Genomic DNA, 21934 nt, shown 5'->3' with positions numbered 1-21934 from the left:
TGGCACACGGTGAGTGCTCCGGCAGGAAAAAAATGTGCCATGGCTTGCAGTACTAGACCAAGGGCACCGTTAGCTTGTCGATCACGGCGCGGGTGTCAGGCCGCACGCCGCGCCACCAGGCAAAAGCCTCGGCAGCCTGCTCGGCCAGCATGCCCACGCCGTCAGCCAGGCGTTGCGCCCCGGCGTTTTGTGCCAGGCGGAGAAAAGGTGTGAGGCCTTTGCCATACGCCAGCTCGTAGGCCAGGCCCTCCGGCGCAAATACCGTGGCAGGCACAGGCGGCAACTCGCCACGCAAGCTGGCGGAGGTGGCGTTGAAAACCACATCAAAGGCCTGGCCCAGCAGCTCCATGTAGGCGCAGCCACGCACGTTCCCGTGCCGTGCCCCTATAGCCGCCAGCTCATGCGCTTTCTCCATACTGCGGTTGGCAATCACCAGTTCTGCCGGCTCCTCCGCCAGAAAAGGCAGCAGCGCACCGCGGGCAGCGCCGCCGGCACCCAGCAGCAACACGCGCCGGCCCTTGAGCAGACAGCCCAGGTTGTGTGTCACATCGCGCACCAGGCCAAGACCGTCGAAGTTTTCCGCCAGCACGCGTTCGCCTTCAAATTTCATGGCGTTGGCCGCACCCGCAAGCTGCGCCCGTTCGGAGCGCTCCGTGGCATAGGCAAAGGCATCGAGCTTGAACGGCGCTGTGATGTTCAGGCCCTTGCCGCCAGCAGCGCGGAAAGCATCAACGGTGCCGGCGAAACCACCCAGCGGTCCTTCGATGGCGGTGTACACCATGTCCTGGCCCGTGGCCTGCGCGAACATGCCATGGATCAACGGCGATTTGCTGAAGCCAATCGGGTTGCCAATAACAGCAAAAACAGATGTAGCCCCCACGCTTGTCGCTTCGCGTACTGCGCTGCCCCCCGAGGGGGCCGTGCCTTGCTTGGGGCAGCCCGGCGCTGCGTCAGATGTAGCCCCCACGCTTGTCGCTTCGCGTACTGCGCTGCCCCCCGAGGGGGCCGTGCCTTGCTTGGGGCGGCCTGGCGCTGCGTCAACCGTCATGACTGCAACTCCGCGGCTGTCTCCGAATACAGCACACCGTCCAGCTCCATGGCATCAATCTCGCCAGAGCTGAATCCCACGCTCGCGGCAATCTGGCGGTTGTGCTGGCCCAGCATCGGTGCCGGGCCGCTGGGCGAGGTATCGCATTCGGAGAAACGAAAGGGCAGATTGGGTAGCTTGATCTTGCCAAGGAGCGGGTGGTCCTGCTCCACCACCATGCCGCGCGCCAGGGTTTGTGGGTCGCTCAACACCTGGTCAATGGTCTGCACCGGCGCGGCTGGAACACCCGCCGCGTCGAGCGCAGCGCAACATGCCTGCACCGACGCCTGCGCCATTGTCCAGGCACTGACCTTGGCCAAAATGGATTCACGGCTCGCATTGCGTCCGGCCTGGCCGTGCAAGCGGGCGTCTGACGCATAAGCCTCACCGCCAATCAACCTGGCAAGGCTCTTCCAGGTATCGGTCATCTGCGCGGCAATCACCAGGTAGCCATCCTTCGCCGCGAAAACGCCATATACCGTGCTCTGCGGCAGGTCATGCCCGGTCTGCTTCGGCATCTCCTGGCCGCCGCTCATCAAATAACTCTGGGCGGCAAAGTCGTGCATGGAGACCATGCAGTCGTACAGCGCAATGTCTATGTGCTGCCCGCGGCCACTGGTGACGCGCCCGAACAGCGCGGCGCAAATGGCCGACACGCCGTGCATGCCCGCATACATGTCGGCAATCGGCATGCGAAACAGCGGCGGCGGCTCGCCCGGCACGCCGATCAGCGACATGGCGCCGCTTTTGGCTTCGGCAATCAGGCCAAAACCTGGCCGTGCCGAGTCGGGTCCGGTATGCCCGTATGCCGAGACCGAACAATAAACAAGTTTGGGGTTGCGCCGGGAAAGCTCTTCATATCCCAGGCCCAGTTTGTTCAGGGCACCCGGACGGTAGTTCTCGACAAACACGTCGGCGCTGTCGGTGAGCTTGTGCATCATGTCCAGGCCACGCGGGTCGCGCAGGTTGATGCACAGGCCCTGCTTGCCCATGTTTTGCTGCATGAAGTAGCCGCTCTGCCCTTGAACGATGGTCGGGCTGGCCCGACCGGCATCACCCGCCATGGGCCGCTCAACCTTGATGACCTCCGCGCCCATGGCGCTCAGGCAGCGCGACATGTGCGGGCCGGCAAGAAAATGGCTGTAGTCGATGACCCGGATACCTGCAAGCGGTGGAGACTGGCTCATGCGGGCCTCCGGGGAATCATCAGGCGGTGCTCGCCCTTTTGCACAACTTGCCCATGCTGGTTGATCAGCTCGGCAGGCATCACCACAATGCCCCAGCCCGGCTTGCTTCTGGAGGGGCGCAGCGTCCCGACACGAAACTTCACGTGCAGCACATCGTTGATCTTGATGGGCAACAAAAAATCCCAGGTCCAGCCCAGCGACATGCCGGGCAAAAACCGGTACTCGCTCTGGGTTTTCAGGCCGTCGGCCACCGACTGGCCCATCAGCCCGTGGGCCACACGGCAGCCAAAATGCGAAGCATTGGCATAGGCCTCGTCCACATGCACAGGCGTGAAGTCCCCCGTGAGTTCGGCATAGGCATCAATGCGCTCGGCGGTGACGGTGTAGGTCGGGCTGGTGCATGCGTCGCCAATGCGCGCGTCGTCCCAGTACTTTTCGGGAGTGGTGAAGCTGATGTCTGGTTTGGGCATGTCGTGTCCTTTGAAAACGTTTGGCGAATCAGCCGCGCGGGTTCACCGCGAGCACCTGAGCAACGCTGTTGCCGCTGGCCTGGATCAACTCAATGGCCAGGCCATCAGGCAATTGCAGCCAGTTGCGGCCTTGGGGCAATACCTTGACGTCCCATTTTTTTGCCTCGGTCAGAGCCGCTTCAAGGTCTTGCACCATGATGCCGAGGTGAGCGAGCCAGCCCGCATCGTTGGAGGGCGGCGCATTGAAGTCAGGCGTGCTCACAAGCTGCATGCCGCCCAGGGCCCAGTACTGCAGCGGTGCGTCGGTGGGGCCATCAATCTCGCGCACATCCATGCCCAGCACCTCGTGAAAAAAGTTGATATGCCAGCGGATGTCCCTGACGCGTACCGCGACGTGCTCAACATACGATTGATTGGAAGAAGCCATGACTTGTTGATTCCTTTCAGCGAGCGAGGCTCAGCTCGATACCCTTGATGCCGGCCACCAGCGCCTGGTTGACGGGCGTGGGTACGCCCCATTTCGCGCCCTGGCGCACCACCGCCCCGTTGACAAAATCGATCTCGGTGATGGAGCCTTTTTCCAGGCTTTGCAACATCGACGCCTTGAACTCCGCTGGCAGGCCCTCGGCGGCGTTGATCCAGGGCTGACGCGGCTCGGTCGAAGTCAGTGTGATGCCGCAGGCTTTTGCCACCGCCATGGCTTCGGCCACTGCGGCAATGGCGCAAGCCTCCAGCTCTGGCACCTGGTACAGCTTGCCGTAGGGCAGGCGCGTGATACCGCTGAGCGCGCCCGTCGCCACGTTGACCAGCAGCTTGTCCCAGATGGTGCCCATGATGTTGTCGCTCACGGTGGTGTCCAGGCCGGCTGCACTGAAAGCTTCGGCGATGCGTTGCACGCGGTCGGTGCGGCTTCCATCGAGCTCGCCGATTTGAGTCGGCCGGCTTCGGGTGCCAACGATCACATGGCCTGGTGCCAGCTGTGTGCCCCCCGCGTAAGTCTTGCCCGCCAGCACGCGCTCGCGGCCCACGATGTCGGCCAGAATGTCCTCGTGCCCGAGTCCGTTTTGCAAGGACAGCACGGCAGTATCACGGTCCAGCAAAGAAGCCGCCGCTTCCATGGCCTGGCGGGTGTGAAAGGACTTGACCAGCACAATCACCAGGTCCACCACCCCGACGTTTTGCGCCGTGGTGGTGGCGCGTACCTTGACGGTCCGGTCCACGCCCGCATCGCGCAGAACCAGGCCCCGGCTGTTCATCGCGTCCACCTGCGCGGCATTGCGGTTGACAAGCCATACCTCGTGGCCGGCCTCCGTCAGTACCCCGCCTATGGCACAGCCCAATGCGCCGGCGCCCAGAACACAAATCTTCACTGCAGACCCCTATGGTTGATGGCCGAATTTTGGATAAAGCCCTACATGCCGTCTATGCAATGAGTGCAATACACATCATTGCGTATCACAATAAAGGTATGGATAAAGATCTCGCTCCTCTGGACGTCAAGCTGCTGCGCCTGCTGGACCAGCTCTACGCCACCCGAAGCGTGACGCGCTCAGCAGAAGCGCTGGGGCAAAGCCAGCCCACGGTCAGCATCTGGCTGGCGCGCCTGCGCAAACAGTTGAACGACCCGCTCTTTGTGCGCACTGCTGAGGGAATGCTGCCCACACCGCGCACCGATGCGCTGATAGCGACGGTGCGCGAGGTACTGACAGGCCTGCAGCGGCTGAGCGAATCCGGCGCCGCGTTTGATCCGTCCACGGCGCAGCGGCGGTTCAGGATTTGCATGACGGATGCAAGCCACATCACTCTGCTGCCCCGACTGCTTTCGCATGTGCGGGCGGTGGCACCCGGTGTGGCCCTCGAAGCCGGTCGTATTGACGCTGAGCTGGCGCAGGCACTCCAGGCTGGAGATGCAGATCTGGCCATTGGTTACCTGCCCTGGCTGGACACCGGCTTTTACCAGCAGACGCTGTACGCCCAGGACTGGATTTGCCTGACCAATGCGCGGCATCCGAGGATAAACAGCGACCTGGCTACCGATTGGAACCTTGGCGTTTACCAGGCCGAAGCGCACATTGCCATCAGCTCGGGCACAGGACACCAGCTTCTGGACAATGCCCTGGCCTCTCAACACATCACACGCCGCGTGTTGCTGGAGCTACCGGGGTTTTTGGGCCTGTCGGCGATTTTGTCGACCACCGACCTGGTGGCCACCCTGCCCCGCCACATCGGCGAGACTCTCGCGCGCACCGCCGGCCTGCGCGTGCTGCCTTGCCCCTTGCCAATTCCTGGTTTCACCGTCAAACAGTACTGGCATGCCCGCTACCAGCATGACTCTGCCTGCCGCTGGATGCGCGGCGTCTGCGCCGAGTTATTCATGAAAAATGCCAGCCATCCCTGACTGACTGACATCGGCCCTGCTCTTGCGCAACTTCAACTGCGAATCCCGCACAATCGTTGCAGCGCACCACTCCACATGCACACCCGACACTTCCTCCAGCTCATCGCCCTGTCCGCTCTCTGGGGCGGATCCTTTCCGTTGCTGCGCATCGCCAGCCCGGTTTTCGGCCCATGGCTGATGGCCGGTGTGCGCTGCCTGCTGGCCGCCGTGGTGCTGACCCTGCTCATGCGCGCCCTGCGCGAACATTGGCCGCCACGCGAGGCCTGGCCGCGGCTGGCGCTGCTCAGCGTCTTGACCGTGGTGGCGCCTTTTGTGCTGTTCAACTGGGCTGCGCTGGTGATTCCGGCCGGTTATTCGGCCGTACTCAACGCCACCGCGCCACTGTTCGGCGTGCTGGGCGCCGCCCTGGCGCGCGAGGAGCGGTTGACCCCGCGCCGCCTGCTGGGTTGCGCCGTGGGTTTTGCCGGCGTGGCCCTGCTGGTGCAGCTGGGCCCGGTGGCCGTCACACCGCGCGTGGTGCTGGCCGCCCTGGCGTGTATTGGCGCGGCCGCCGGCTACGGTTTCGGCTCCATTCTGATGAAGCGCGCCACCATGGCCCACCACCCGCTGCCCGCCTCGGCCGTGGTGCATGTGGCGGCGGCGCTGATTTTGCTGCTGCCCGCAGGCGCTGCCCTGCCCTCGGCCCACTACACCCACGGCGCCATGATTGCGGTGGCGGTGCTGGGCATGTTCACCTCGGGCCTGATGTACTGGATCAGCATGCGACTGATGCGCGAGATTCCCGCCAGCGCCGCCACCTCGGCAGCCTTCATGATTCCGCTCTTCGGCGTGGCCTGGGGCGGCATGTTTCTCGGTGAGCCCATCACCTGGGGCATGGCACCGGGCTGCGTGCTGGTGCTGACCGCGACGGCGCTGATCACCGGCTTCAACCCCTTCAAGACCGCCCGGGACGCTTGACCATCCGCTATGAAATCGGTAGCTGCTTGCGCCCGTATTACAAGGGCTAGAGGCATAAAATGCTTGAAGATTTGCGGTTTTCAGGCTGCGGCGGCTTCCAGCCGGCGCTGCAGCCGCCATGCGCCGAAAGCACAGGCTGTGGCCATCAGGCTAACGGCAGTGCAAGCCCAGTACACGCTGACCAGCCCGAAAGCCGAACTCAGCAGTCCGCCGGCCAGGCCGCCCAGTACGCCCGGCAAGCCGTAAGCCACCACCACATAAAGCGCTTGACCGCGGCCACGCAGCCGGCCGGGGAAATGGTGCGACAGGAGCGCGATGCAGACGGTGTGGTGTGTGGCAAAAGTCAGCGCATGCAATGCCTGCGCAAACAGCAGCAGCACCAGCACGCCGGGCCACACGGCCGTGATGCCCATGCGCAGCGCCATGGCGGCTGCACACACGATCAGCCAGGCCGTCAGGCTCAGCTTGGGCAACCAGCGGCCTTGGGTGTAGAACCAGCCGATCTCCACAATCACCGAGAACGCCCACAACACGCCGATCATGGTCTTGCTGTAGCCGATGGAATCAAGATAAAGCGAAAAGAACACGTAGATGCCGATGTGGGCCAGCACATGGAAAAACGCCGAGGCAAAAAACCAGATCACCGCACGCTGCCGCATGATGGGCCACACCGGGATCTTCTGCCCGTGCGTACTGACCGCTTCCTTCAGGTCGGGCAATAGCCAGACACTGACCGTCACCGCTAACAGCGACAAAAAAGTCCAGGCCGGAAAGTGTTTCATGCCGAAATATTCAAACCACCCGCCGGCAGCAAACACCGTGAAAAGAAAACCCAGCGAGCCCCACAGGCGCACGCGGCCATAACGCCGTGCGTCAAACGCGCCGCCCTGGCTGATCAGGTGCGCCATGGCGGCCTCGCTCATCGGCATCATCGAACTGGTGTGCGTGAACATGACCAGCAGCACCGCGGTGAGCCACCACACACCGTAGCTGGAATCAAAATCCATCCACAAGCCCAGTGACGCAACCAGCGCCACTGTTGCGCCATAACGCAGCAGCTTGACGCGCTCGCCGGTGTGGTCACTCAAGGCACCCCAGCCGTAGGGCGCAAACAGGCGTGTCGCCGCCTGCACCGAGGTCAGCAGGCTGATCGCCAGAATGCTGAAGCCCAAATCCTGAAGCCAAAGCGGCAGGTAAGGATTGAAAAACCCGATATGGGCGAAATAGCTGGCCGACAAGGCCGCAAACGGCACCAGCTGGCGGCGCCCGGCCGCCGGAGGTCCTTCAGACATGGTTCAGGGTTTGCTCACGCCGAGCCCTTGATCGCCTTCATGGGCGAGACCACATCGCCGCACTGCGCGCGCTGGCGCAAGGCATGCTCCATCACCACCAGTGCCAGCATGGCCTCGGCAATCGGCGTGGCGCGTATGCCCACACACGGGTCATGCCGGCCCTTGGTGACGACCGAAGTGGGTTGGCCCGCCATGTCAATCGATTCGCGCGGCGTGATGATGGAACTGGTCGGCTTGATGGCAATCGACACGTCCAGGTCTTGCCCGGTGCTGATGCCGCCCAGCACGCCGCCGGCGTTGTTCGACTTGAAGCCCGCAGGCGAAAGCGAATCGCCGTGTGTGGTGCCGCGCTGCGTGACGCTGGCAAACCCGGCGCCAATTTCCACACCCTTGACCGCGTTGATGCCCATCATGGCGAACGCAATATCGGCATCCAGCTTGTCAAACAGCGGCTCGCCCAGGCCGACAGGCATGCCGCTGGCGGTGACGCGAATGCGCGCGCCGCAGGAGTCGCCCGCCTTGCGCAGCTCGTCCATATAGGCTTCCAGCTTGGCCACATCGGCCACCGGCGCAAAAAACGGGTTATTCGGCACATGCTCCCAGGCCTCGAAAGGAATGGAGATGTCGCCAATCTGCGCCATGCAGCCGCGGAAGGTGGTGCCGTATTTTTGAAGCAGCCACTTCTTGGCCACCGCACCGGCCGCCACCATGGGCGCCGTCAAACGGGCCGACGCCCTGCCGCCACCGCGCGGATCGCGAATGCCGTACTTCTGCAAATAGCTGTAATCGGCATGGCCGGGGCGGAAGGTGTCCAGGATGTTGCCGTAGTCCTTGCTGCGCTGGTCGGTGTTCTTGATCAGCAGGCAAATCGGCGTGCCAGTGGTTTTGCCTTCGTACACGCCGGAGAGAATCTCGACCGCGTCCGGCTCGTTGCGCTGAGTCACATGCCGGCTGGTGCCAGGCCGGCGCCGGTCCAGGTCGCCCTGGATGTCAGCCTCGCTCAGTTCCATACCCGGCGGACAGCCGTCAATCACACAGCCAATGGCCGGGCCGTGGGATTCACCGAAGTTGGTGACTGCGAATAGGGTGCCGAAGGTGTTGCCGCTCATGTGGGGATTATCCCAGATGGTTTTGCAGCGGCCGCGCTCACGCCGAAATCAGGATCTCGCCTCAGGGCGTTTGGGCGTCTTGTTTCCTCAAAATGAGGTCCTCGCAATTTTTTGCGAGCTTCTCCCAGGCGTCACCCCCGCCAATCACCCTCACCCACCTTGCACGGCGCAGATCAGCTTGCGTCAAAAAGTTTCGATAACGCTTGAGATCTTTTTTTTTAGCGTATCAAAGACGGGAGGATTATCACGATCACAACCGTCCCTGAGGTCACCCCGGTAGGAGCTGCAGCCGCGCAGCACAAGTGCGCTTCCCAGCTGGACAGCAGTCCCGCTCGCAGAGTACGGCGAGCCCCATTCAGCCAGCCATCGATACGCACTTCCCTCACGATCGACTGACAAAACCGCATAGCTCCAGGGTGCTCTGGGGTCGCAGGAAACCCAGGTCCCTGACAAATCCGCTGCACCAACGAATGTTGGAAAAATCGCGAAAAGAACAACAATCAAGTTCTTCATGATGCGAACCGGACTTTATGGGTTCGCCAGATCAACCTTGGACATGGGTATGGCGCTCTCCATGACTATCTTGAACGCAAGTGCCGGATCGATAACATTTTTCGCCGTATCAATGGCTTCCTGAATCGCAAGACTATAGAGAATTGGCCAGTCAACGGGCGTTGGGCAAAAGAGCTTGACCGTTGGAAGCATCGCAGGCCAAAGCGCCTTCAGGTAGTTGATGGGAGTGTCTCCAGCTTTGTGATTTTCCGGAATCCGGGGAATGCCAAATTGGTCACCACCCACTGTTGACGCTGCATGCGAGAAAAGTTCGTTGATATCGGGAAACTCTTTGGCACCCGCGTGTTGCGCCGCTCCTCCAGCCAGCCCCCAAACGGAATATTGCGAACCCGCAACAGCGTTATTAAGCGGATCACCAAAAAAATACTGCTTGCCATTCGTCGTATTCACGATTTGAAAAGCCGCTGTTTCGGGCAATCCCTTGAGCTGCGCCTGGGCACGAAGATTTGCCTGGCATGCGTACCCCGCTAGAGCGCCCAAGGCACACAGTAGAGATTCAATGTGAACACCTTTCTCACTTTTCATCCCGTTCAGCAGTCGCTGAAAGATTTCTTTGGAGCCCAACTTCGCACCCAGCAGTGGATCTTCCTTGCTCTTCTCGCGAATGGTACGTATCAAGGCTGCTGTTCCAGGGCTCAACTGCTCGTCAATCTTCTCCTTTGGCGTGTCACCGGATATTTTTGAAAAAATCTTTTTGAACATCTTTTTGGTCCGTTAATTCATGTGTGGCGTAAATAATCAAGCACCGTTGGTTCAAAACTGCAGTCTGCGGCTTTCGTTGCTTCCCGTAGGTTGCTCAAGGCCGGTTGGAGATGTTACGGCAGACGACATTCAGTCCGCATTGTTGATGCTCGAAGAGGTGAGGCTTGTGGGATCACCATGGGAGGCATTGAGAGCAACGGCCTCCATGATCAAGGCAACCACCGTCGCACGTTCCAGCGGCGTTTCCTCCACAAGCTCCAGCGTCGCCATCTCGTACTTGCCACCGGGCTTCAGGCGAGGCTCGATGCCGCGCAGGCGCTTGCCTCGCCAGAAGCCAAAGAGCACGCGCTCTTCTTCTGCGCGAATAAGAAGAACCGGCCCGTTCGAGAAATACACCAGATGGCCCCACTTGATGACTTCCTGCAACGGCGCAGTACCGACGACTGTTGAACGCAAGGCCTGCACATAACGCTGCCGCCAGCCGCTGAGCGAGGCAAGGTAGGCGTCGGGGCTCTCCGCAGGTACCGACTTCTTCATGGGCATTTGTCAGCGCTCCGAGATGTGCACGGGTTTTGTGAGCAACGAGTAAGTGCTACTCATCAAGAAAATCACCGCGGTAAAAACTCCATGCTGTTCCATCGTGGAGATAAAAGTACCCATCAGCGCAGAAGTCTTTGCCTGGAAAGAACTCGCGGTACGCCTTGGGAACAAGCCGGGCCAGCTGCTCGTCAGTGAGCTCGTCGAACTGCTCGGGCGTGATCGGTTGACCGACTCTGAGTCTGGGAGATTCCATAAACGAACCGTGTGGTTTGAGAGAAGTGTTGAAGATGGCTAAAGGTTCGATGTGAGGCCTCATCTTAGCGAAGGGCTCGCTCTCCCCTTCCCCATCTCTTCCCATGGGCCTGTATAGCTAACCATGACTCCCTATCCACAGCGGATCGCACGCAGTCTGCTGTCTTACTTGGAACGCTTCCTGCTTGTTGCGGCGCACCATTTCCATTGATGCACCGACCGAAAGAAGGAGCACCCCATGCTGGACCGCACCACCACCCAGTTCTCGCACGTCAAGCCCGGCGACACCGAGTTTGTCTCTGGCGGTTTGCGCGATTTTTTTCTCTACCGCGACCTGGGCATCGCCGAGGCTACGCACGGAAAAGTGATTGCGCACCTGGTCAAGGCGAACATGGCACCAGAAACAGGCACGGGCTGGCACCGGCATGAGGCAGATTTCCAGATCGTCATCATGGTCAAGGGCTGGGCGCGGTTCATGTACGAAGACAAGGAAACCCTGGTCGAGGCCGGCGACGTGGTGCACCAGCGTCCGGGCATACGCCACTTCCTGTTCGACTACTCGCCCGACATGGAATACCTGGAGATTGTTTCGCCCGCCGACTTCACGTCGATTGACGTTGAACCTGTCTGTGAGATTCCGCCTCCGACGCCGTGGTGAATAGAGCCCCACGGTCGCTCGCGACGTAAGGCCCCCTCCAGCAGGGGCCGCGGAACCGGCTTTGCCGGGCCGCAGGCGCCGCCCCCTGAAAGGGGGGAACAGGCTACACGCAGTGAGCCTGGACGGGGGTGTTCAAAACTCCGCTTCGAGCTCGTCAATGTCCTCAGGTTCCTTCTTCGCCGCGGCCACCCACTCTTTCATGGCAGGCAGTTCCATGATGCGTTTGCAGTAGGCGCTGCACCCCTTGTCCAGGGCCACGTCGTAGCTCAGGAAGCGCGTGACGACGGGCGCGTACATCGCGTCGGCCACGCAGGGCTGCTTGCCGAACAGGTAGGGGCCGCCGTAGGTGGCCAGGCACTCCCTCCAGATGTCCACCACCCGGTTGATGTCGGCCTGCGCGCGCGACCAGATCTTGAAGTTGGGAAAGTGGGCCTTGAGGTTCATCGGCAGAGAGGAACGCATGGACGAAAAGCCAGAATGCATTTCGCCGCAGATGGCGCGGCAATGCGCACGGGCTTTCACGTCTGCCGGCAAAAGGCCTGCTTTGGGCTTGATTTCGTTGATGTATTCGGCAATGGCGAGCGTGTCCCAGACCTTGACGCCGTTGTGCTGCAGCGAAGGCACCAGCATCGAGGGCGCGAGCAGCAGCATTTCCGCCTTCATTGCCGGATCGTCCGGGGAAATCACTTTCTCCGTGAACTCGAGATCTGCGAGTTTTGCCATCAACCAGCCGCGCAGCGCCCAGGCACCGTAGTTTTTACTGCTGATCGTTAAAACGGCTTTGGCCATGGCGCTGCTCCTCAAGGGAAACGGGGTGACCGGTCTTCGCAAGGCCTGTGCCAGCTGATTGGCAAACCGGCGACTGGCCCGTAACTTGCCTGCAAGAGGTTCATAGGGCCACAAGCCCGCTTCAAGCCAGGACACCCATGCTTTACCAGGCCTACCAGCTCCAGTCCGACCTGATGTCGCCCTTGCGCCTGCTGGCCCAGGGCAGCAGCGCCGCCCTCTGGCTGGGCCAAACCGAAGGCAGCCTGCTGCGCAAGTTTTCCGCGTCGATGGAGGTGTTTTCACGTCTTCGGGTGACCCATTCGCGGCCGGCCTACGGCATCACCCGCGTCAAGGTCGGCGAGCGTGAGCTGGCGGTGACGGAGGAAGCGGTACTGGCCATGCCTTTTGGCACCTTGCTGCATTTCAGAAAAGAGGAAGCCCCCGACCGGCCGCACCAGCCACCGGTGCTGCTGGTGGCGCCGCTGTCCGGCCACTTTGCCACCCTGCTGCGAGAAACCGCGCGCACCCTGCTGCAGGACCACGACGTCTATATCACCGATTGGCACAACGCGCGCGACGTGGCGCTACGGCATGGCCCCTTCGGACTGGACGATTACATCGACCACATGATTCGCTTCACCCAGGCCATCGGCCCCGGCACCCACGTGGTGGCGGTTTGCCAACCCTGCGTGGCTGCGCTGGCCGCCGCAGCCATCATGGCGGAAGACGACGACCCGGCCCAGCCGCGCAGCCTGACACTGATGGCCGGCCCGGTCGACTGCCGCGTCAACCCCACGGCTGTCAACACGCTCGCCACCAGCAAGCCCATCGAGTGGTTCGAGAAAAACCTGATCAGCCACGTGCCGTTGCCCCACACCGGCTACATGCGCCGCGTCTACCCCGGCTTCGTGCAGCTCAGCGCCTTCCTGAGCATGAATCTGGACCGCCACAAGAAGTCGTTCAAGGACATGTACCAGCACCTGGTGGACGGCGACATCGACAAGGCCAACGTGATCCGCGTGTTTTACGACGAGTACCTGGCCGTGAACGACCTGCCGGCCGAGTTCTACCTGGAGACGGTTGAGAAAGTATTCCAGACCTATGACCTGGCCGTCGGCAAGCTCAGCTACCGCGGCCGCATCGTCAACCCCGCCGCGATTCGCCGTACCGCGCTGATGACGGTCGAGGGCGAGCGCGACGACATCTGCTCTGTCGGCCAGACAGTGGCGGCGCAAGACCTGTGCAGCGGCATCCGGCCCTTCATGAAAACTCACCATGTGCAGACGGGTGTAGGGCACTATGGGGTGTTCAGTGGACGCAGGTGGAACCAGCAGATCTATCCGCGCGTTCGGGAGATGATTCACGCCAGCATGGGGTGAATCTCTGAAGAAGATCGCTCTCCAGCCCTTTGTGTTCGGGCATAGTCAGCTATTGAATTTGTAGCATTTTTGATTGCTGCACCGTTCGGGCTGAGCTTGTCGAAGCCTGTGCACGCTTGTGCGGCTGTGGGTCATCCAGCAAGCCGGGACTCGCCCCGGCGGGCGACTTACTTTTCTTTGCTTCGCCAAAGAAACCTAAGGAAAAGAAAGGCGACCCGATGGTCTGGGTCCCTGCGCTTCGCTACGGGCAACCTCCGGTGCTCGCCAAAAGCGGGGTCTCGCTCGAACTCGCCTTCGGCTCAGACAATCGCGAGCCCTGATCCGCTTTTGCCTGCGCTCCTCGGCCCAGCCCGACGGGTGGGGGGTTCGGATGCGAATGCGGGGAGGCAGGACGCGCGAAGCGCGTCCTGCCGGAGCCCGAGCCCGTTTCCGCTCCCCACCCCTTCTGACTGCGCCGAGGAGCGGAGGTCCAGCCGGATAAGGACGGGCGATTGTCTGAGCGTAGCGAGTTCGAGCCCGGCCCCGGCTGGACCGAGCACCGCAGGTTGTCCGCAGCAAAGCGGAGGGACGCGGGCAGCGGGGTCGCCTTTTCTTTGCTTACTTTCTTTTGGCGACGCAAAAGAAAGTGAGTAGCCGCCGGGCTACCCCCGGCCAGCTGGCACACCACGCACAGTTGAAAGAAAGAGACCCCCGAATCAGCCTCGGGAAGAAACTCTACCGACCTTCAGAGCTTGGTCTCTGGCGTCTCGTCTTCTTCAGAAGGCCAGTCGCGAATGTAGGCCTTGAGCATCTTGTTCTCGAAGTTCTGGCCATCGACTACGGCCTTGGCGACGTCATAAAACGAGATCACACCTTCGAGGACTTTCTTGTTGAGCACGGGCATGTAGCGCGCATGGCGGCCCAGCATCATCCGGCGTACTTCGTCGATCTCGGTGTCTGGCGTGCAGGTCAGTGGCGCGTCGTCCATGGCTGTGCGTACCAGCGTGGTGCCAATTTCGCCGCCGTTTTTGACGAGGCACAGAATCACTTCCCGGAAAGTCAGCATGCCCACCAAATCACCGTGCTCCATGACGACGAGGGACCCGATGTCTTTCTCCGCCATGATTTGTGTCGCCTTGGACAGGGGTTCATTGGGCTGTACGGTAAAAAGCGTGTTGCCTTTGACGCGCAGGATGTCGAGTACTTTCATGGTGATCTCCTGTATTTCAATTGGTTTCGGGACTGCTTGGGCGTCGACCACTCCAAACCATGTCGCGTGTCCTGAATTTTCTGTCTCATGTCTGGGTATTCTCCCGGTACGTCCCCGAGGGAAATTCAGTTCAAATATAGCCCACAATCCGCTGGCAGGCCACCTCGATTTGTTTCAGTGTGAATGCCGCTCCCCCCAATTTTCCTGGAGACACCATGTCTGGTTACTCTGACCCGGGCTTTGACACACTGGCCCTGCATGCCGGTGCCGCGCCCGACCCGGCCACCGGCGCGCGCGCCGTGCCCATCCACCTGACGACCTCGTTTGTCTTCGAGTCCAGCGACCACGCCGCCAGCCTGTTCAATCTGGAGCGCGCCGGCCATGTCTATTCGCGCATCAGCAACCCGACCAACGCGGTGCTGGAACAGCGCGTGGCCGCGCTGGAAGGCGGCATAGGCGCGATTGCCACGGCCAGCGGTCAGGCGGCGCTGCACCTGAGCATTGCCACGCTGATGGGTGCGGGCTCGCACATCGTCGCCTCGACCGCGCTGTACGGCGGCAGCCAGAACCTGCTGCACTACACCATGCGTCGCTTCGGCATTGAGACGACTTTCGTCAAGCCCGGCGACATTGACGGGTGGCGCGCAGCGGTACGGCCCAACACCAAGCTCTTTTTCGGCGAAACCGTGGGCAACCCCGGGCTGGACGTGTTGGACATGCCCGCCGTCTCCGCCATCGCACATGAAGCCGGCGTGCCGCTGCTGGTGGACTCGACGCTGACTTCGCCCTGGCTGGTCAAGCCCTTCGACCACGGCGCCGACCTGGTCTACCACTCGGCCACCAAGTTTTTAAGCGGCCATGGCACCGTCATTGGCGGCATTGTGGTTGACGGCGGCAGCTTCGACTGGGAAAAGTCCGGCAAGTTCGCCGAGCTGACCGAGGCCTATGACGGCTTTCACAACATGGTGTTCAGCGAAGAAAGCACCGTCGGCGCCTTTTTGCTGTGCGCCCGCCGGGAAGGCCTGCGCGACTTCGGCGCCTGCATGAGCCCGCACACCGCCTGGTTGATCCTGCAGGGCATTGAAACCCTGCCCCTGCGCATGGCGCGGCACATGTCCAACACCGAAAAAGTGGTGGCCTTCCTGGCCAGCCACCCGATGGTCTCGCGCGTCGGCCACCCGATGCTGGAAAGCCACCCCAGCCACGCGCTGGCCAAAAAACTGCTGCCGCGCGGCGCCGGTTCGGTCTTCAGCTTCGATATCAAGGGCAACCGCGAGCAGGGCAAGGCCTTCATCGAAACCCTCAAGGTGTTCAGCCACCTGGCCAACGTCGGCGACTGCCGCAGCCTGGTGATTCACCCGGCCAGCACTACGCACTTCCGCATGACCGACGAAGCGCTGGCGGGCGCCGGCATCACGCAGGGCACCATCCGCCTGTCCATCGGCCTGGAAGACCCGGACGATTTGATCGACGACCTGAAGCGGGCGCTGAAGGCGGCTGAAAAGGCATGAACATCAAGCTTGTCATTGCGGGCCTGACCCGCAATCCATGCCGCACTGAGTGAGAGCGTAGCCATGGATCCCGGATCGAGTTCGGGATGACAGCCATAGAGACACCCACACAGGGACAGGAAACAAAAATGTATTTGCAAGTCAACGGCCACAACACCTATTGCTACACCGGCGGCAAACCTTTTGACGCCGCCAAACCTAGCGTGGTTTTCATCCACGGCGTGATCAACGACCACAGTGTCTGGGCTTTGCAAAGCCGCTACCTCGCCAACCATGGCTGGAACGTGCTCGCGGTGGACTTGCCGGGCCACTGCAAAAGCGGGGGCGAAGCGCCCGCCAGCGTGGAAGAAGCCGCGGAATTCGTGATTGCGCTGCTGGATGCAGCCGGCGTCCAGCGCGCGGCCCTGGTTGGCCACAGCTGGGGTTCACTGATTGCGCTGGAAGCCGCATCCCGGTTGAAAGAGCGCGTGAGCCACCTCGTGCTGGTCGGCACCGCTTACCCGATGAAGGTCTCGCAGGTGTTGCTTGACGCCGCCCTGAACGAACCCCTGAAGGCCCTGACCATGGTCAATGTGTTTTCTCGCAGCACCCTGGCCGCGCCGCCCTCGGCGCTGGGCCCGGGCACCTGGGTCTATGGCGCCAGCATGGCCCTGGGCCGGCGCGTGCTGGCCAGCAACACCAAAGCCAACGTGTTCCACCGCGGCTTCAAGGCTTGCGACAGTTATGCCAACGGCGACAACGCCATCGCGCAGATCACCTGCCCTGTTCTCTTTGTGCTGGGCGCACAGGACCAGATGACGCAGGCCAAAGCGGCACAGCCGCTGATAGCCAAAGCGCAGGCCAGCGGCAAAACCGTGCAGCTGGTCAGCGTCCCGGTCGGCCACCACCAGATGACCGAGGCGCCCGAAGAAACACTGTTTGCGATGCGGGATTTTCTGAAAAATCCGTGACATGAAGGGCAAAGCGCGGCGCCGCGCGTCGGGGACGTCCGGAGAATGCGCTCATCTGTTGATTACCATCAAGTTCCGGTGGTGACCGGCCGGTACAGTGGCAAAGCCTTACATACAACTACATCCACGATTGCCATGACACCTACCACACGCCGCACCTTTGTGATCCACGCCCTTACCGCCAGCGGAGCGCTGACTGCCAGCAGTCTGGCGCTGTCCCAGACGGCAGCGGCGCCCATGGTCAAGGACACCGACGCCAACGCCGTTGCCCTGGGCTACAAGGCCGACGGCAGCAAGACCGACACCAAGAAATACCCCAAGTACGCCGCCGGGCAGAACTGCGCCAACTGCGCGCTGTACCAAGGCAAGACGACCGACGCGGCAGCAGCTTGCCCCCTGTTCGCCGGCAAGCAGGTCGCGGCCAAGGGCTGGTGCAGCGCCTGGGCGAAGAAAGCCGCCTGACGCTGTCCACCGCCTGCGCATATCGCGTGCTGCGGGATTTTCTGCGGACCTGAGCGAGTGGCTCAGCCAGCAGCGGCTCCGCTTATTTCTCGACGATTTTTTCAGTGACGGGCAAGCCGGTTGCGCGGTCTTCGATCCAAACCGAAGACGCCCCCTTCTTCAGCTCGCCTTTAACAACGTAGCTTCCGCCGGCTACGGGGGTGAAGTCCACCACGCCCTCCACCGAGAAAAAAGTGCCCGCAATCTGGCTGGCCATGGCATGGATAGGTGCGCCTGTGATGTGTGACCCCTTCAACCTGACCTTCATGGGCTTGGCCGGAACAGGACGGGCAATAAACCGGGTCGTCAGCGAGGCACCTTGGCCGTAGCTCGCGCTCGCCGAAGCACCAAAGCTGGTGGAAATGGCTTGGCCGTCCACATCCATCATGGCAAAAATCACTGATTTTCTTCCATCACCCGGCGTACCGGAGTCCGCCACGACCGCCACCGGTCCTGTGTAGCCCTCGGGAACCGGCTTATAAGTTGCACAACCGTGCAGAGACAGCCCAAGCAAAAGTCCACCAACAATCTTCATAGCATTAATCATTTTTCCCTCTCCTTTCCGTAGTTCCGCCAATTTCATCCCCCCAACAGCAATACACCGATTTTTCCTGTCGGCCCACTCCTGATAAAAAGCTGTCCAGACCGCTGGTCGCTATCAGGCCATGAAATACCTGAAGTGCCGGTGCCGCTTAGCAATACCGCATACCGGGCGCCATTCGGAACGGTCAAGAGTGCCCGTGCTCCAGGCTCTTTCGCCTGGACTGCATACTGCGGTTGCACAAGCTCAATTTTTTTGTGGTCAGGATCAAGAAACAGCACTGAAGGCACCATCACATGGCCGACCGGATTCCACGTCAGATTCACCGGTTCGGTGGTGACCGTCAATATCCGGTTTACTCCACCCGCCAATTCAAAAGCCGCAAAAAAACTGCGCCTGCCGTCGAACTCAAACACTGGTGATGTTGGCAAAACCAGTGCATCGCTTGTCCTCCCGCGCTGCAAAGGAGCGTAATGAATGTCGCCATATGACTTGCAACACAGCGGTGCGGACGCCAATGCCTGGTAATGTTGCGGAGGAAGAAAAGTTCCGGGAACATCCAGTGGACCCGATGCACACCCAGAAATAGCTGCGGCTGCAAGAATGGAAAGTATGTTCTTCATATACCCCTCCCGAGGGCTTTTTAGTTTCTTTTGAGATGGCAAGCGCAACTATAAGCGGAGAGTATTCGCTCTCAACATCGCGGATCAATGTTCTCCTAGCAAAAAAGCATCGTGCCAGAATTCACGTATGCCCCATCCGGTCCCATTCGAGATCACACCACTGCTGTCCGGGCAGCGGGCCGCGGACATCGCCGCCAGCCTCGATCTGCGCGCCCTGCCCCCGGACTTCTACGCCAACCCCTACCCCGTCTACGCCCGGCTGCGCGAAACCGAGCCAGTGCGGCGCATGCCCGATGGCTCCTATTTCCTGACCCGCTACGCCGACCTGGTGGCGGTGTACCGCGACGCGCAGACCTTCAGCTCGGACAAGAAAGTGGAGTTCACGCCCAAGTACGGCGCCGGCGCGCCGCTTCTGGAGCACCACACGACCAGCCTGGTGTTCAACGATCCGCCGCTGCACACGCGGGTGCGCAAGCTGATCATGGGCGCGCTGACACGCCGGGCGATTGCCGACATGGAGCCGGGCCTCATCACGCTGGTGGACGGCCTGCTGGACGCCATGGAGGCCAAGGGCGGTGGCGACCTGATTGAAGACTTTGCCTCGGCGATTCCGGTGGAGATCATCGGCAACCTGCTGGGCGTGCCGCATGCTGACCGCGGACCGCTGCGCGAATGGTCGCTGGCCATCCTCGGCGCGCTGGAGCCCAAGCTCACGGCGGAGCAGGAAGCGCTGGGCAACCGCAGCGTCAGCGAGTTCACCGCTTATCTGACAACGCTGGTCACCGAACGCCGCAGGCATCCCGGTGATCCGGAGCACGACGTGCTGACGCGGTTGATCCAGGGCGAGGATGCGGGCGAAAAACTCAGCGAAACCGAACTGCTGCAAAACTGTGTGTTCATCCTCAACGCCGGCCACGAGACCACCACCAACCTGATCGGCAACGCGCTGGTGGCGCTGCAGGAGTGGCCGGCGGCGAAGCAGCATTTGCTATCAAAAGTGAAGCTGTCTGCGCCCGGCCTACAAGGGCCAACGGCCGATTTGCCTATGGAAATCGACGAATTTCTGCGTTTTGAGTCGTCCAACCAGCTGGGCAACCGGCGCGCTCTCAAGGCCTGCACCGTCGGCGGCGTGGACCTGCCCGAAGGTGCGCTGCTGACCCTGTGCATAGGTGCGGCCAACCGCGACCCGGCGCAGTTTGCCCACCCCGAGCAGCTGGACCTGGCGCGCCAGGAAAACCGCCACCTCGCTTTCGGTTTCGGCATCCACCAGTGCGCCGGCCTGAGCCTGGCGCGGCTGGAGGGCCGCATCGCCATCGGCCGTTTCCTGCAGCGTTTCCCGGACTACCGGCTCACGGCCGCACCCACACGCGGCGGCCGGGCCCGCTTCAGGGGATTTTTGAAAGCACCCTTCAGCACCAGTTCACGCTGAACTGAGCTGCCGGTACAACGCCTGCACCAAGGCTCCCAGGGCCGCATCGGCCACGGGGATGGCAGTTCCTTTGGCCTCAAGCGAATCCAGCAGACGCGCCAGCGTGCCCGCATGCGGCAGCATCGGGCCGGCGAAGCGCAGTGCGGCACCGTCGGCAACCAGCAGGGTGGGGAAAGTTTCGATGTCGAGATCACCCACCAGTGCGGCTTGGTCTTCAATGTCCAGCCAGAGGAAAGGCATACCCGGGTGCTCCGCAGCCATCTGGTCGAACACAGGCCGGTAATCCCGGCAGGTGCCGCACCAGTCGGCGCACAGGCAGGCCACCCAGCGCCGGGCAGCAGGCCCGGAGGGCTGGGACAGGGAGGAATCAGGCATGGTGCAATTGTGCGGCCGCGTGGCTATGATGGCCTGCACAAGGACTTCCGGAGACACCCCCATGGACAGCACCACCCCCACCGCGCCGCTTGCGGCAGACGCCAAGGCCTTCAAGAGCTTTGCCGAGTTTTACCCCTTCTATCTGACAGAGCACAGCAACCGCACCTGCCGCCGCCTGCACTTCGCAGGCTCCAGCCTTTCTCTGCTGTGTCTGGCCGCATTGGTGGTCACGCGCAACCCCTGGTGGCTGCTGGCAGGCCTGTTATGTGGTTACGGTTTTGCCTGGGTTGGGCACTTCGTTTTTGAAAAAAACAAGCCCGCTTCGTTCAAGCGCCCGCTGTACAGCTTCATGGGCGACTGGGCGATGTACAAAGACATCTGGAGCGGCAAAGTCAAGATTTGATGACTGCGCCGCTAGGACACGAAGCCCTCCCGATTGGCCCATGCCCTTCTCCCTTAATTCCACCTCCGCACTTAAGGGACGGTTTACGCAATTTTCGGTGCGACTGGCAACAGCGGTTCGACCTCATGGGCGCTTTAGCGGTTTCTTGCACGCGCCGTGTGTCGCTGCCTAAATAGGACCCAAGGCGCGGCCCAGTTCGCCCCCCAGATCCGCCGACAGCTCGTCCACGGCATGCCGCAGCGCTTCGACGAGCCGCGGATACCCCGCGTGCGGGGCGACGTTGACTTCGTCCATGTAGAGGCTGCGATTTATCTCCACCTGCAGGCTGTGACAGCCGCGCGCGGGGTCGCCGAAGACGCGCAGAATGTCGCCTCCCGGATAGGGGTAGTTGATCTGCACCCCCAGGCCCTGTGCGCGCAACGAAACGGCCAGCGCCTGCACCAGCCGAGGGTCGGCGCTAGTGCCATCCCGGTCGCTGAGCACGATATCGGGCCGACGTTGCCCGTTGTCGTCGTTCATGCCGTTGCCCACGCTTTTCATCGAATGCGCGTTGACATGGCAGACCCAGCCACGGTTTTCCAGCGCAGCCTTATGCAGGCGAACCAGCTCCTTGCGATAGGGCTCATGGTGTGCTTCGATGCGGCGACGGACTTCCTGCGGTGCCAACGACGCCGCGTACAGAGGAACGCCCGGCTGCGCATCGCGCCAGACCAAGCCCTGTCCGCGTTCGGACTTTAAGGTCGGCCGCAGCGCGTCCGGCCAGGGGCCCGCCAGCAACGCCGGGTCAATGTCATCCCGCGCGCGGTTGGCGTCGATCCAGGCACGATGAAAGCGCGCGGCCAGCACGGGTACCCGCCCGCAGGTTGCCTCCACCCAGATTGCGTCGACAAAGGCATCACAGGTGCGGCGCAGCGCTGATGCGGGCGCGATGGTCGGCGTGGAGACGGGCCATTCCAGCCAGCTGTGCGGCGAGTCCACTACCAGCGGCGAGCAGCCCGCCATGTGAGCGGCGGTTAAGTGGTACGGCTTGTCTTGCATGG

26 protein-coding genes are annotated in these 21934 nt (G+C 61.8%); 9 read left to right on the top strand and 17 right to left on the bottom strand.

Going from position 1 to position 21934, the window contains the following annotated elements; all coding sequences use genetic code 11:
• Positions 1 to 52: 52 nt before the first annotated feature.
• Genes aroE through B0B52_RS00990 form a run of 5 tightly spaced genes read right to left on the bottom strand, consistent with a single transcriptional unit; the run spans position 53 to position 4114 of the window.
• Positions 53 to 1048, bottom strand: coding sequence for a shikimate dehydrogenase (aroE, locus tag B0B52_RS01010; RefSeq protein ID WP_256387510.1), 996 nt, complete (start codon positions 1046 to 1048; stop codon positions 53 to 55).
• Positions 1045 to 2274 carry a CaiB/BaiF CoA-transferase family protein gene (locus B0B52_RS01005; RefSeq protein ID WP_077591745.1) on the bottom strand — a complete coding sequence of 410 codons (1230 nt, stop codon included), beginning with the start codon at positions 2272 to 2274 and terminating at the stop codon, positions 1045 to 1047. The genes aroE and B0B52_RS01005 overlap by 4 nt, the downstream gene beginning before the upstream one ends.
• Positions 2271 to 2744 carry a MaoC family dehydratase gene (locus B0B52_RS01000; RefSeq protein WP_077591744.1) on the bottom strand — a complete coding sequence of 158 codons (474 nt, stop codon included), beginning with the start codon at positions 2742 to 2744 and terminating at the stop codon, positions 2271 to 2273. The genes B0B52_RS01005 and B0B52_RS01000 overlap by 4 nt, the downstream gene beginning before the upstream one ends.
• 28 nt (positions 2745 to 2772) lie before the next feature.
• Positions 2773 to 3171, bottom strand: coding sequence for a VOC family protein (locus B0B52_RS00995; RefSeq protein ID WP_077591743.1), 399 nt, complete (start codon positions 3169 to 3171; stop codon positions 2773 to 2775).
• A 16-nt stretch (positions 3172 to 3187) separates the two neighbouring features.
• Positions 3188 to 4114, bottom strand: a complete 927-nt coding sequence (locus B0B52_RS00990; RefSeq protein WP_077591742.1) for a ketopantoate reductase family protein — start codon at positions 4112 to 4114, stop codon at positions 3188 to 3190.
• Positions 4115 to 4212: 98 nt separating this feature from the next.
• Here B0B52_RS00990 and B0B52_RS00985 point away from each other — a divergent pair, with 98 nt between their 5' ends.
• Both B0B52_RS00985 and B0B52_RS00980 read left to right on the top strand, forming a co-directional pair.
• On the top strand, positions 4213 to 5142 hold the full coding sequence (locus B0B52_RS00985; RefSeq protein WP_077591741.1) for a LysR family transcriptional regulator: 930 nt from the start codon (positions 4213 to 4215) through the stop codon (positions 5140 to 5142).
• A 75-nt stretch (positions 5143 to 5217) separates the two neighbouring features.
• Positions 5218 to 6099 carry a DMT family transporter gene (locus tag B0B52_RS00980; RefSeq protein ID WP_077591740.1) on the top strand — a complete coding sequence of 294 codons (882 nt, stop codon included), beginning with the start codon at positions 5218 to 5220 and terminating at the stop codon, positions 6097 to 6099.
• An 80-nt stretch (positions 6100 to 6179) separates the two neighbouring features.
• Here the strand turns inward: B0B52_RS00980 and B0B52_RS00975 are convergent, their stop codons facing one another.
• From B0B52_RS00975 to B0B52_RS00955, 6 genes are all read right to left on the bottom strand, one after another.
• Positions 6180 to 7391 (bottom strand): MFS transporter, encoded by a 1212-nt coding sequence (locus tag B0B52_RS00975; RefSeq protein WP_077591739.1) that lies wholly within the window; start codon positions 7389 to 7391, stop codon positions 6180 to 6182.
• Positions 7392 to 7405: 14 nt separating this feature from the next.
• Complete coding sequence (aroC, locus tag B0B52_RS00970) at positions 7406 to 8500, bottom strand: chorismate synthase (protein ID WP_077591738.1); 1095 nt, start codon at positions 8498 to 8500, stop codon at positions 7406 to 7408.
• A gap of 183 nt (positions 8501 to 8683) precedes the next feature.
• The gene (locus B0B52_RS22390; RefSeq protein WP_168173456.1) at positions 8684 to 9013 is read right to left on the bottom strand and encodes a hypothetical protein; all 330 of its coding nucleotides are present in this window, start codon (positions 9011 to 9013) and stop codon (positions 8684 to 8686) included.
• A 15-nt stretch (positions 9014 to 9028) separates the two neighbouring features.
• On the bottom strand, positions 9029 to 9775 hold the full coding sequence (locus B0B52_RS00965) for a hypothetical protein (RefSeq protein WP_077591737.1): 747 nt from the start codon (positions 9773 to 9775) through the stop codon (positions 9029 to 9031).
• Positions 9776 to 9904: 129 nt separating this feature from the next.
• Positions 9905 to 10318, bottom strand: a complete 414-nt coding sequence (locus B0B52_RS00960; protein WP_077591736.1) for a DUF1801 domain-containing protein — start codon at positions 10316 to 10318, stop codon at positions 9905 to 9907.
• Positions 10319 to 10367: 49 nt separating this feature from the next.
• Positions 10368 to 10568 carry a hypothetical protein gene (locus B0B52_RS00955; protein WP_139351772.1) on the bottom strand — a complete coding sequence of 67 codons (201 nt, stop codon included), beginning with the start codon at positions 10566 to 10568 and terminating at the stop codon, positions 10368 to 10370.
• Positions 10569 to 10805: 237 nt separating this feature from the next.
• Between B0B52_RS00955 and B0B52_RS00950 the strand changes: the two genes are divergently transcribed.
• Complete coding sequence (locus tag B0B52_RS00950; protein WP_077591734.1) at positions 10806 to 11225, top strand: cupin domain-containing protein; 420 nt, start codon at positions 10806 to 10808, stop codon at positions 11223 to 11225.
• A gap of 132 nt (positions 11226 to 11357) precedes the next feature.
• Here the strand turns inward: B0B52_RS00950 and B0B52_RS00945 are convergent, their stop codons facing one another.
• Complete coding sequence (locus tag B0B52_RS00945; RefSeq protein WP_077591733.1) at positions 11358 to 12014, bottom strand: glutathione S-transferase; 657 nt, start codon at positions 12012 to 12014, stop codon at positions 11358 to 11360.
• A gap of 137 nt (positions 12015 to 12151) precedes the next feature.
• Here B0B52_RS00945 and B0B52_RS00940 point away from each other — a divergent pair, with 137 nt between their 5' ends.
• Positions 12152 to 13372, top strand: a complete 1221-nt coding sequence (locus B0B52_RS00940) for a polyhydroxyalkanoate depolymerase (RefSeq protein ID WP_077591732.1) — start codon at positions 12152 to 12154, stop codon at positions 13370 to 13372.
• Between the two features lie 724 nt (positions 13373 to 14096).
• Here the strand turns inward: B0B52_RS00940 and B0B52_RS00930 are convergent.
• Positions 14097 to 14561, bottom strand: coding sequence for a CBS domain-containing protein (locus tag B0B52_RS00930; RefSeq protein ID WP_077591731.1), 465 nt, complete (start codon positions 14559 to 14561; stop codon positions 14097 to 14099).
• Positions 14562 to 14776: 215 nt separating this feature from the next.
• Between B0B52_RS00930 and B0B52_RS00925 the strand changes: the two genes are divergently transcribed.
• The 3 genes from B0B52_RS00925 to B0B52_RS00915 all read left to right on the top strand — a co-directional run bounded on the left by B0B52_RS00925 (position 14777) and on the right by B0B52_RS00915 (position 17484).
• The gene (locus B0B52_RS00925; protein WP_077591730.1) at positions 14777 to 16072 is read left to right on the top strand and encodes an O-acetylhomoserine aminocarboxypropyltransferase; all 1296 of its coding nucleotides are present in this window, start codon (positions 14777 to 14779) and stop codon (positions 16070 to 16072) included.
• A 128-nt stretch (positions 16073 to 16200) separates the two neighbouring features.
• The gene (locus tag B0B52_RS00920) at positions 16201 to 17022 is read left to right on the top strand and encodes an alpha/beta fold hydrolase (RefSeq protein WP_077591729.1); all 822 of its coding nucleotides are present in this window, start codon (positions 16201 to 16203) and stop codon (positions 17020 to 17022) included.
• 135 nt (positions 17023 to 17157) lie between these two features.
• Positions 17158 to 17484 carry a high-potential iron-sulfur protein gene (locus B0B52_RS00915; RefSeq protein ID WP_077591728.1) on the top strand — a complete coding sequence of 109 codons (327 nt, stop codon included), beginning with the start codon at positions 17158 to 17160 and terminating at the stop codon, positions 17482 to 17484.
• Between the two features lie 82 nt (positions 17485 to 17566).
• Here B0B52_RS00915 and B0B52_RS00910 read toward each other — a convergent pair whose 3' ends face one another.
• On the bottom strand, positions 17567 to 18070 hold the full coding sequence (locus B0B52_RS00910) for a hypothetical protein (protein WP_139351771.1): 504 nt from the start codon (positions 18068 to 18070) through the stop codon (positions 17567 to 17569).
• Positions 18071 to 18102: 32 nt separating this feature from the next.
• Positions 18103 to 18687 (bottom strand): hypothetical protein, encoded by a 585-nt coding sequence (locus B0B52_RS21960; RefSeq protein WP_139351770.1) that lies wholly within the window; start codon positions 18685 to 18687, stop codon positions 18103 to 18105.
• A gap of 127 nt (positions 18688 to 18814) precedes the next feature.
• Here B0B52_RS21960 and B0B52_RS00905 point away from each other — a divergent pair, with 127 nt between their 5' ends.
• Complete coding sequence (locus B0B52_RS00905; protein WP_077591726.1) at positions 18815 to 20116, top strand: cytochrome P450; 1302 nt, start codon at positions 18815 to 18817, stop codon at positions 20114 to 20116.
• Here B0B52_RS00905 and B0B52_RS00900 read toward each other — a convergent pair.
• The gene (locus B0B52_RS00900; RefSeq protein ID WP_077591831.1) at positions 20108 to 20491 is read right to left on the bottom strand and encodes a thioredoxin family protein; all 384 of its coding nucleotides are present in this window, start codon (positions 20489 to 20491) and stop codon (positions 20108 to 20110) included. The genes B0B52_RS00905 and B0B52_RS00900 overlap by 9 nt on opposite strands.
• A 61-nt stretch (positions 20492 to 20552) precedes the next feature.
• On the opposite strand from B0B52_RS00900, the gene B0B52_RS00895 reads away from it, so the two are divergent.
• Positions 20553 to 20894 (top strand): Mpo1-like protein, encoded by a 342-nt coding sequence (locus tag B0B52_RS00895; protein WP_077591725.1) that lies wholly within the window; start codon positions 20553 to 20555, stop codon positions 20892 to 20894.
• 168 nt (positions 20895 to 21062) lie between these two features.
• Here the strand turns inward: B0B52_RS00895 and B0B52_RS00890 are convergent, their stop codons facing one another.
• On the bottom strand, positions 21063 to 21932 hold the full coding sequence (locus B0B52_RS00890; RefSeq protein WP_077591724.1) for an N-formylglutamate amidohydrolase: 870 nt from the start codon (positions 21930 to 21932) through the stop codon (positions 21063 to 21065).
• Between the last annotated feature and the right edge of the window lie 2 nt (positions 21933 to 21934).

The sequence above is a fragment of the Polaromonas sp. A23 genome (genome assembly GCF_002001015.1).
Lineage (GTDB): Bacteria > Pseudomonadota > Gammaproteobacteria > Burkholderiales > Burkholderiaceae_C > Polaromonas.
The sequence above is the reverse complement of the archived record's forward strand: the minus strand, read 5'-3'. Positions and strand labels throughout refer to the sequence as shown.